This window comes from Zestomonas ipomoeae (genome assembly GCF_057128665.1).
This window is the reverse complement of the sequence record NZ_JBSKHQ010000035.1, coordinates 1-11,899: the sequence shown is the minus strand read 5'-3', so window position 1 is coordinate 11,899 and position 11,899 is coordinate 1. Positions and strand designations below refer to the sequence as shown.

Sequence of the window (11,899 nt, the reverse complement as noted above, 5' to 3'; positions counted from 1 at the left end):
CCGAAGCCGGCGTCGGCGTGAAACTGGCCGGCGACCTCGCCGCCAGCGCCGGGGACATCCAGATCGACGCCAACGGCAAACTGACCATGGCGCAGACGGCGGCCAGCCGGGATATCCGCCTAAAGGCGCAGGACATCGAACTGGGCGGCAAGGCCTATGCCGGGCGCAGCGTCGATGCCCAGGCCACGCAGACGCTGAGCCTGATCCAGGGCCAGAGCCTGGCAGCGCGCGAGCGCATCGAGTTGAAGGGCGCACAACTGGATAACCAGGGCCTGATCGAGGCCGGAGTAAATGGCGACAACAGCCGCAATCAGGTCGGCGACGTCACGCTGAGCGGCGACAACCTGCGCAACAGCGGCAGCGTGCTGGCCAGCCGCGACCTCGACGCGACCGTCGGCGGCGTGCTGGACAACCGCGCCGGCGCCCTCAGCGGCAAGGCCAACACCCGCATCGCCGCAACGACGCTGAACAACAGCGGCGACGGTCTGGTGCTGTCCAGTGGCAACGTCGCCGTCGAGGTCGACGAACTGGACAACAGGGGCGGCCTGATCGCCGGCGGCAAGGACCTCAAGGTCACCGCCAACGCCGCCCTGAACAACCAGGCCGGGGAGCTCTCCAGCCAGGCCGCTGCTACCGTCACAGGCGACAAGATCGACAACCTCGATGGTCTGATCGCCGCCGGCACAGCGCTGAGCGTGACCGCCGAGGCCCTGGACAACAGCGCCGACGGCACCCTGAGCAGTCGCGGCAGCCTGACGGTGCGCGATGCCGCCGTGAACAACCAGGGCGGCGCCATTGTCGCCGACCAGCGCCTGGACATCGCCGGCAAGAGCCTCGACAACCGTGGCGGGGTAGTCAGCGGTAAGGCCGACGCCGTCGTCGCGGTGGTCGGGGTGCTGGACAACCAGGGCCAGGGCAGCGTCATTGCCGACGGCCGACTCGCTGTCAGCGCCGGCGAATTGCGCAACGGCAATGGCGGCCAGGTGGCCGCCAAGGGCGACGTCGAGGTACGTGTCGGCAGCCTGAATCAACAGGGCGGCGAACTGCTCAGCCAGGGCCGGCTGACCCTCGACGCCGCGCAGGTGGATAACCGCAACGGCGGCCTGATCGCCGCCACCCAGGGCCTGGATGTCCGCGCCAGCGAAGCGCTGCGCAACAGCGGCGGGGAAATCTCTACCCAGGGCCAGGCCAACCTGCGTGTCCAGGCCGCCGCCGGGCAACCGGTCGCGCTGCTGGACAACAGCAGCGCCGGCCTGATCATCGGCGACCGCGGCCTGACCCTCACCGTGCAGCGCCTGCTCAACCACACCAAGGGCGTGCTCTCCGGCCGCGACGGCCTGGTGCTGGTCGGCGACAGCCTGGACAACTCCGCTGGCGGCACCCTGAGCAGCCAGCAGGCGCTGAGCGTCGAACTGACCGGCGCATTGCACAACCAGGCTAAGGGCGCGCTGATCAGCGGCGGCAGCCTGACGGTCGACGCCGCGAGCCTCGACAACAGTGCGGAGGGCCTGCTCTCCAGTGCCGGCACCTTGAGCGTCGAACGTGCCGCGCTGAACAACCAGGGCGGCAAGCTGGTCAGCGACGGCCCGCTGACCGTCACCAACGGCAGCCTGGACAACAGCAACGGCGGCGTCATCAGCGCCAAGCAGGCGCTTTCGATCGGCACCGGCCAACTGGACAACCAGAGCAAGGGGCTGATCACCGGCAGCGCCGGGCTGACGATTACGGCGGGCCAGATCAATAACCACGACCAGGGCGCCATCCAGTCCCAGGGGCTGGCGCAGGTCACCGCCACCGGCCTGGACCAGCACGCCGGTGGCGAGTTGATCAGCGAGACCGCGCTGACCCTCGACCTGCAAGGCGGCGCACTGAACAACAGCGACAAGGGCCTGATCGCCACCCCCGGCGCGTTGTTGCTGAACAACCTCGGCGCGGTCGACAACCGCTTCGGTGGCGAGATATCCAGCGCACAAAGCTTCCTGCTCAAGGCCACGCAGCTGGACAACAGCGCCGGCCGCATCATCAGCAGCCAGAACCTGCAGCTGCAGATCACCGGCAAGCTGCTGAACAGCCTCAAGGGCGCACTGTCCGCCGCCAAGCTCACCGTCGAAGCCGCCAGCCTGGACAACTCTGGCGCCGGCGTGCTGGTCAGCAAGGGCGACCTCAACGTCAGCCTCGGTGGCGAACTGGACAACCATGACCAGGGCCTGATCTCCGCCGGCCAGCAGTTGACCCTGAGCGCCACGGACGTGGACAACCGCGACCAGGGCCTGATCACCAGCGCCGCCGGCCTGACCCTAACCGCCGCCAGCCTGGATTCCAGCAACGCCGGCGAAGTTTCGGCCAAGGGCGACCTGCGCCTGACCGTTGCCCACCTGATTCAGCAGCAAGGCCGCCTGATCGGCGAGGCCAGCGTGCATCTGGACCTGCTAGGCGGCGACCTGGATAACCAAGGCGGCCTGCTCAGCGCCAAGGGCCCGCTGACCCTGGACAACCTGCGCAAGCTGGACAACCGCGGTGGCGAGCTTTCCAGCAGCCAGAGTTACAGCTTGGTCGCCAGCGAGATCGACAACGGCGACCGGGGCAAACTGATCAGTGCCGACACCCTCGGCATCGACCTGGGCAACGGCACGCTGCGCAACGCCGAAGGCGGGCTGATTTCCGGCTGGCAGGGGCTGACGGTTAACGCCGGCAGCCTGGACAACAGCGGCGTGGGCACCCTGTCCAGCCGCGACGGCGCGCTCGACGTCGAGCTCAGCGGTGCGCTGAACAACAGCCGCGAAGGCGCGCTGGTCAGCAAGGGCAAACTGACGGTCGATGCCGCCAGCCTGGACAACAGCGCCAAGGGCATCCTCTCCAGCGAGGGCGACCTCGGCCTGACCCTCGCCGGCACACTGAATAACTCAGGCGGCGGCTTGATCGATACCCAGGGTGCACTCGATGTTACCGCTGGCACCGTGGACAACCACGCCGGGCAAATCAGCAGCGAGAAGGCCGCTGCCGTCACCGCTACCAGCCTGAACAACAGCGCCGGGCAGCTCTCCAGCAACGCCGCGCTGACCCTGACGCTCGCCGGCGACCTGCTCAATACCCAAAAGGCCAAGCTGGCCAGCGCCGGCCCTCTGGTGTTGAAGGCCAAGGCCATCGACAACCAGGGCGGCAGCCTGATCAGCCAGAACCTGCTGCAGCTGACCGCTGCCAGCCTGAATAACGCCAATGGCGGCACCCTGGCTGCGCGCAACGCCCTCGGCGTCACCCTGGCCGGCGTGCTGAATAACAGCGCTGACGGCCTGATCCACAGCCAGGAGGGAGCCCTCGATCTGCGGGCACAGAGTCTGAACAACGCCGACGGCGCGCTCAGCAGCAAGCAGGGCCTGACCGTCAACCTGGACGGCAAGCTGGAAAACCAGAACGGCCGGATCGAAAGCCTGGAAGGCAATCTCGACCTGCAAAAATCCACCGGCGTCGACAACAGCGGTGGCGTGCTCAACAGCCTGAAAGGCTGGCTGAAGCTGGCCACCAGCGGATTGTTCGACAACGACGCCGGCACCACCCAGGCGCAAGCCCTGGAGATCGACGCCAACGGCCTCGACAACCGCGGTGGGCACCTCTCCGCCCTGGCCGGCGATACCGACATCGACCTCGGCAGTGCCACCTTCAACAACCAGGGCGGCGGCCTCTATGCCCATCAGTTGCTGAAGGTGATCGCCGGCGATTTCGACAGCCAGGGCGCCGCCCAGGGCGAGGGTGGCAAGGTCGCCGCCCAGCGCATCGACTTCGGCTTGTCCGGCGCCCTGCGCAACGGCTACGGCATCTTCGAAAGCGGCAGCATCCTGAGCCTCGCCGCTGCCAGCATCGACAACCAGAACGGCAGCCTGCGCGCCCTCGGCACCAGCGGCGACACCCGCATCAGCGGTGCCGCACTGGACAACCGCAACGGCACCCTGGAGACCGCCAACGCCAATCTGGTCATGAGCGTCGGCGCCCTGCAGAGCAGCGGCGGCAGCATTCTGCACACCGGCAGCGGCAGCTTCGGCTTGAACGCCGCCCAGGTGATGGGCGCTGGCGGCGACCTCAGCACCAACGGCCTGCTGACCCTCACCGCCGACAGCTGGACCAACAGCGGCGTGCTGCAAGCCGGCAAGCTGGTGCTGGACATCGGCACCTTCACCCAGACCGCCACCGGACAGTTGCTGGCCAGCCAGTCCCTGACCGGCACCGGCGGCAACTGGATCAACCACGGCCTGCTGGCCAGCGATGGCGTACTCGATCTGGACCTGACCGGCGCCTACAGCGGCGGCGGCCAGGCCACCAGCCTCGGCAACCTGACCCTGAAAGCCGCCAGCCTCGACCTCACCAGCACCGCCCGCATCGCCGGCGGCGGCTCGACCACGGTCACCGCCATCAACGGTGGTCCGCTGAGCAACCGCGGCAGGCTGACCTCGGCGGGCGACCTCACCGTCACCGCCGGCACGCTGGACAACTACGGCACCCTCGGCAGTGCGGAAAAGCTGCGCATCGAAGCACCGAACCTGCTCAACGAGAACGGGTTGATCTTTAGCGGCGACGACATGGCGCTGCGGGTGGACAGCTTCACCAACCGTTATGCGGATGTGTACAGCCTGGGCAATATCGACCTGGCGAAGGATGATTCCAACGAATTTGCCGCGTCGCTAGAGAACATATCTGCGACTATTGAGAGTGCAGGAGATATGCGTCTTGCTGCATCCAATTTCTTCAATAAAAAGGATCAGTTCAAAGTAAAAGAGAGATTGGTTTCTGGGGAGATCACGTACCAGTGTGGAGATTGTAAGGGGCGGCATTACGATATTAGTTACTACGTTGAAGAGACGCTTGAGCGCGCTATAGAGTCTGACTCGCCAGCTGGAAATATAGCTGCGGGTGGTAATCTAGATATACGTAGCAATAGTTTCGTTAACCAATATAGTGTTCTTTCTGCGGGGCAGAATATTGCGATCTCTACCGGGCAATTCAAGAACGAAGGTGCTGCTACGGAGAGCATCATTCGGCGTATGCGATTTGATAATCCACGTGACTCCGAGCGGAGCTCCGTTTTCTTTGGTCTTCTGCGGAGCGGTGGTGCAATAGCTGAGTACGCAAAATACAACTCAATTTACAAGTATGATTATATCGACCGCGATCGAGATCTGGGTGATGTGCCTGTTCATCGTTCCTACCAGAAGACTAATCAGCTAAACCCTTACTACAATCCCAATGTCGCATATCCGCTGCCGTCCATTTTTAAAACTTACACTCTCGTTTATTCGAATGAGACTGCTACAGCTTCGGGGGCTGCGGCCAATGCGGTAATACAGGCAGGTGGTAATGTTTCAATAAATGCGGCAAGCCGCATTGATAATGGCGTTACGCGCGCGAACGTGCATATTGCCAATGGGGCTAGCCGCATTGCGGATACGCGAGCCCCCGCTAGCGGTAAAACTACGATTGTTCAGCTCAATTCGCAGCTGCCCCCTGACCTACGCCAACAACAGATCAACCCGCTAACCTTGCCCGGCTTCAGCCTGCCGCAAGGCGAGCATGGCCTGTTCCGCCTGAACGGCCAGGCCGCTGCCGGCGGCAACGCCAGCCAGGCCCAGACGGGCGGCGGCAACCAACTGACCGGCAGCTCGGTGAGCGTCGCCAGTGGACAGCAGGCCCAGGCACCGACTTCCTCCACGAGTAGCGCCTGGAGCATGCAAGGAGGGCAAGCCAGCGGCGGCAATCCGACCGACACGGCAACTCTCAACTTGGCCGGCGCACAGTATCTGCCTAGTAGCGCGCAACCCAGCAGCAGCCACAAGTATCTGGTCGAAACCAACCCGGAGCTGACCAACCTCAAGCGCTTCCTCAGCTCCGACTACATGCTCGGCCTACTCGGCCATGATCCGGACCAGACGCAGAAGCGCCTGGGCGACGGCCTCTACGAGCAGCGGCTGATCCGCGAAGCCATTGTGGCCCGCACCGGCCAGCGCTTCCTCGCCGGATTGACCAGTGACGAGGCGATGTTCCGCCATCTGATGGACAACGCCATCGCCAGCAAGCAGGCGTTGAACCTGTCGGTGGGCGTGACCCTTACCGCCGAACAGGTGGCTGCGCTGACCCATGACATTGTCTGGCTGGAAGAATACGAGGTGGCCGGCGAGAAGGTGCTGGTGCCGGTGCTCTACCTGGCCCAGGCCGAAGGCCGCCTGGCGCCCAATGGAGCACTGATCCAGGGCCGCGACGTGGCGCTGATCTCCGGTGGCGAACTGAACAACCAGGGCACTTTGCGCGCCAGCCGCAACCTCGATGTAACCGCCGGCAACATCACCAACAGCGGCCTGATGCAGGCCAACGAGCGGTTGTCCCTGCTGGCTACCGAGAGCATTCGCAACGCTCGGGGCGGGATTATCGCAGGGCGCGATGTCAGCCTGTCTGCGCAGACTGGCGATGTACTCAATGAGCGCAATGTCACCCGACATGAATACCGCACTGGCAATCGTCAATACGTTCAAGACTATGCCGATAGCGCTGCGCGTATAGAGGCGGCAAACAGCCTGAACATTAGCGCTGGTCGTAACATCACCAATATCGGTGGCGTGTTGGACAGCCGGGGTGATCTTGCCTTGAGCGCCGGCCGGGATGTCACCATTGCCTCCGTAGAGCAGCAACGCTTACTGAGGCAGGGCTCTCACCATCGGGACGAGCATGTCGTTCAGCATGGTTCTCAGGTCTTGTCTGGGGGCGATATTGCTGTCAATGCTGGTAGAGACCTGACTGTCGTCGCCAGCAGTCTGGAGGCGCAGCGTGACGTTGCCCTGACTGCAGGTAACGATGTTCTGGTTACCTCGGCGGCAAACGAAGATCACTTCTACTCCAAGAGCAAGAAGGTTACTCGTAGCACCGATAGCGTGCGCCAGCAGTCCAGCAGCATTCAGGCTGGCCGGGATATTGCGATCGATGCTGGCGCGGGCCTGACTTTAGTCGCCAGCCGGCTCAAGGCAGGCGATGACGTGGCCCTCGATGCTGGGCAGGACATCAATATTCTGTCCGCGAAAGATGAAAGTGCTTCCTTCTACTTCAAGAAGAGCAAGGGCTCCTTCGGGCGCAGCAAGAGCAAGCAGAAGGAGTCCTACAACAGCACTAACGTCGCTTCGGTGATCGAGGCGGGTAATGATCTGACTCTGAACACCAGCCAGACCGCTGACGGCGGTATGAGCATCGACGGTGGTCGCGATGTGAATATCATCGGCAGTCAACTCAAGGCAGGCGGCGACCTGCTCGTCGGTGCGACTGGCGATGTGGCCATTCTGTCCGGCGTCGAGGAGCACGGCTCCTACAGCAAGAAGACCAAGTCGGGCTTCCTCGGCCTGTCGAAGAGTGGCAAGAGCCAATTGAAGACGGCGGCCTCCCAGGTTTCCAGCGAGCTGGAGGCAGGCAACGACCTTGTGGTAGCGGCGGGCAACGATATTCGCCTGCGCGCCAGCGAGGCGTCGGCCAGCAATGACGTTGAGCTGCGTTCGGGACTGGTAACCGAAACCGGTGATATCAATCTCGTTTCAGCCAACGATACTGCCTACAGCCTCACCGAGAAGTACAAGAAGAAGGTCGGACTGTCTGGTAAGGATGCGTTCGGACTAGCTGTCGGCACTCCTTCCTGGGGTGGCGATATTTCGCTCGCTTCCGCGAAGAAGGCGGGCCAGGAGGCCATCAGCTCTACTAGCGTCGGCAGCCAAGTTACGGCGGATCGCGATGCCTCTTTGATAGCTGAGCGCGATGTAAACATCATCGGCAGCGGTGTCAGTGCTGGTCGCAACGTTCTGCTGGACGCCGGTCGTGACGTCAACGTAGTCGCCGGCTCAAACAGTCAGCAGACCACGACTTGGGAAAACACCAAGACGTTTGGCATGCAGCAGGATATGGACCGCAACGGTTACACCACCTTCATCGGCCAAGAAAAGCTTAAGGACAAGCAACTCAACGCACAGCAAACCGCCGCCGCCAGTCAGATCAATGCTGGGCTGGATCTCGATGTGAAAGCCGGGCGCGATGCCGTACAGCAGGGCTCTGACATGAGCGCTGGCTACGACATCAACTTGCAGGCGGGGCGCAACATCCTGATCGACGCGGCGGCCGAGCAATCGCTGACTGCTCAAGAGCAGAGCCAGAAGCGCACGGGGACGACCACCACGGTCAACCACAACCTCGGTAATACCCTGGATGCGTTAAGTGGTGCCGGTAAGGGCGACAATAATGTCAGTCGAGCATCCACCATTCTCAAGGCTGTAGACGGGGTCAGCCAATTCCTCTCCGGTCCGACGTACGACGCCCACGTCGGAAGTACCGGACAAAGCCAGAGCGCAACCCAGGTTGTAAACGGAAACCGCTCCTCCACGCTTGATGCTGGAAACGATATCAACGTATCGGCGAATGACGATGTGCTCATGCGAGGAGGGCAACTGCAAGCCGGCCGGGACATCAACGTCAAGGGTCAGAACATCGTCTTTGATGTGGCCCCGGGCGGCATGAGCCAGGAAGGCGAACAGACCTTGGGCAAGGGCGGCATCAAGGGAGGCACCACAGGTGGTTTCAAGGTCGGTATCGGAGCGAGCAGTGGCGTCGCCAGCCAGGATGCGAGCCAGGGAACGTCGACCGGTGCGGTACTGGACGCAGGCCGGGATATCAATCTGAATGCCGACCACGACCTTGATATGAACGGCGCCCAGGCCCAGGCCGGTCGTGATATCGGCCTAAAGGCCGGTAACGATCTGAATATACGGGCCGCGACCAACCAGAGCGGCGCCGACAACAACCGGCGTAGCGGCGGCGGCGAAGTGGGGCTGACATTCGGGCAGCAAGGCATCGGTGTCTATGTCAGCGCCAATATCGGCCGTGGCCGGCTGGATCGCGAAGGAGCCCAGCAGCAGGAAGCCTACCTCTACGCCGGACGCAACCTCGATCTCAAGAGCGGACGAGACACAACCGTAGCGGGGGCGAAGCTGGAGGGCGAGAACGTCTCCGGCCAGGTAGGGCGCAATCTGACCGTATCCTCCGTGCCAAACACCGGCAAGGCCAGCGGCAGAGAGTTCGATGCCAGCATCACCGCCACCTTTGGCTACGGCGTCAGTGTCAGTGGCTCGGTGGGCTACGGCGAAACCAGAGGTAAGACCAACTGGGTTGGCAACCAGACCTCCATAGTGGCCCGCGACAAACTGGATATCCGCACGGAAGACCACACCCAGATTGATGGCGCGGTGATCTCCTCACGCACGGGCAACCTCAAGCTGGACACCGATACCCTTGGGTTCCGCGATATCAAGGGGGAAGACAACGAGCATAGCTACTACCTGAATGTCGGTGGCAGTTACGGCTCATCCGGCAGTACCCAACAGGACGCTAGCCAAGTGGGCAAGGGCGAGTCGGGGCAAAACGGATGGAGCCTTGAAGGCTATCAGTATGAGACGGAGCGTGAGCAGATCGTCCGAGCCACCGTCGGTGAGGGCGAGATCATTGTCCGCAACGATGCCGGGACCGGTAAGGATTCCACGGCCGGGCTGAATCGTGATGTGAGCAATGCCTATAAGATCACCGAAGACGAGGAGGAGCGTACCGACCTGTATGTGACTCAGAGCTCGGTGGAAGCGGTGGTGGCGGCACCTGAGATGGCGAAGCAACTTGCGGCACTGGCAGAAGGATTGGCCATAGGCATTCAAGTGACCTACTACGCCAAACAACTCGAATCGAGTGATTCCGCCACGCGACGCCAGGCCGCTGAGTCTCTACTTCTCAAACTACCTGGCGTGACTCTGGCCACTCCGGAGGAGCGAGCGGTTTCAGAGGCTATCGGCAGGTTGGCCGAACAGGATTCCACCCAGGCCATCAAGGCGCTGAACCTCATCGGTTCATTGATGCGGCCGAACGGGCTGAGCCAGAGATTTACCGGTGTAGATGATGCGGCCGTTCTAGTGGTTCTAGGCGGCGCTCTCTTACTCGCTGGAGCAGTGGGAGCCAACGAGGACTATCAGGAAAAAATGGGAGCTGCGCTGGAAAGCGTCGGAAAAGCAACTGCCGCTAACATGGAGATCAGTCAAGAACTTTGGAAACTCTTATTGATATATGGACCTCTCGGGTCGCCCATCCATCAGCTCGATAACTCTCCATACACAACGCCGCTCGTAGGGGGCGGCCTGATTCATGGTTCGGAAAGTGGCTATGGTGTAGGTGGTAAAGCCGATATTCCAGCCAACACTGCAGGGAATCAACTGGATACACCTCAGGGGGCGACGATCTATACGACCCCAGGGCATCAGCTAGATTTGGGGGCTGTATACAGCGTAAAGCCAGAGCTTGTTACAAATGGAAAGCACATTCCAGGCGAGCCAGGTTATAACAGTCGGGCTGGAACACAGCCAGATGATTATGCAAAAGCCTATGAGGGAGCTATACAAGTTAATGGAAGCTGGTGGGCTAAGAGTTCTGATGGGAAGTCTATATATCGCTACTTTGACGGTAACGACGGCACTGTTCATTGGACTGGGAGTACTCGCGATGAGCGAGTTCCTTTAAAAAGAAAGGACGTGCCTAGTGAGGTCTTAAGAGAACTCGGATTCAAGGCTAAAGGGAGTAACCAACCATGGTGATAGGTGATATAGATCTTGTTGCATTTGAATATATTGTTAGGGATGTTGGTTGCAAGGTTGGTAGGGTATTTATCTATATAAAAGGAGTTCGGTACGGGAAAGATGACTTTGATTATGAGTTGCTTGATCTTGCGAAGGGTTTTTTGTATGAAATTAGTGAGAAAGCAAGGAGCTATCCTCTTCTATTGAGCTTGGATTGTCGCGAGTTGTCTTGCTTGCGAGATTGCATCTTGGATGATTATGAAACTGATGGCTGTGAGAGGTATAAGCTATTAGGTGTTTCGGAGAAGGATATAGATAATATATTTTTCTACTCTCCGCATTATATGCTGGATTCTTATGGGGTTGGACTGATACAAGGTATTGAAGAGGAGCGATTGTATTTATACGATGAGGAGGTTTCTCTATATGTTGATGTTAAACTCCACCGTGGTGCGTTCTATAGTCTTGTAAGTAACTTGGTAGAGGAGATTAGACGGCAATAAATAATCAGGTTCCTTCGTTTGCTGCAGTGATTTGACTATCTCGGAAATATGGGGACAGATTTATTTTTCGACTTGTTCGTGAGCAGCACCGCAAACCGCTTCTCACGCTCCCGCTAACCTAACGTCTTTTCCAAGGAATGGAGAGCGCACTATGCCCAGAATGGGGCGTCTTGTTTTGCCAAACTACCCACACCATGTAGTGCAGCGCGGCCATGACCGACAGGTCGTATTCGCGGCGGATGAGGATTACCAGCGATACCTGACGGACCTACGCGAGCTGAAGGACGCGTTCGGTATCAAGGTCTACGCCTACTGCTTGATGACGAACCATGTTCATTTGTTGTTGGCTCCGGGTGAGGCGATAACAGGGCTTGGTCAGTTGATGAAGGCACTTGCCGCCCGAGCCACGCGGTATCGAAATCGCATAGAAGGCCGGTCTGGAACGCTTTGGGAAAGCCGCTATAAATCAAGCGTCGTACAGACTGATACCTACCTGCTTGCCTGTGCTCGCTATATCGAACTGAACCCTGTTCGTGCACGGATAGTGGTTGACCAAGTGACTATCGCTGGTCTAGCTACAAGGACCGCATAGACGCCGATCAATCGACTCGATGGTTGGATACCGATCCCTGCTTCCTCGCTTTAGGGGACACTGCACAGCAGAGAAGCGAGCGATATCAGGCATTTGTTCGTGGAGCTGAATCGCCCCGGGTTTCGTGGAGGCTGTTTCGTTTAAGTCAGGCCGCCATGGCCTGACCTGCTTGTTGCCGGTGG

The 11,899-nt window shown here is 60.5% G+C and carries 2 protein-coding genes and 1 pseudogene; all 3 read left to right on the top strand.

The features are described from left to right. Nucleotides 1-17 precede the first annotated feature (17 nt). Nucleotides 18-10,640, top strand: a complete 10,623-nt coding sequence (locus ACWKV7_RS23480; protein WP_483860129.1) for a hemagglutinin repeat-containing protein — start codon at nt 18-20, stop codon at nt 10,638-10,640. After that, nucleotides 10,634-11,125 carry a hypothetical protein gene (locus tag ACWKV7_RS23475; protein ID WP_483860128.1) on the top strand — a complete coding sequence of 164 codons (492 nt, stop codon included), beginning with the start codon at nt 10,634-10,636 and terminating at the stop codon, nt 11,123-11,125. The genes ACWKV7_RS23480 and ACWKV7_RS23475 overlap by 7 nt, the downstream gene beginning before the upstream one ends. A gap of 151 nt (nt 11,126-11,276) precedes the next feature. Further along, nucleotides 11,277-11,857: pseudogene (locus ACWKV7_RS23470) on the top strand (transposase); the annotation flags it as partial. Nucleotides 11,858-11,899: the final 42 nt, after the last annotated feature.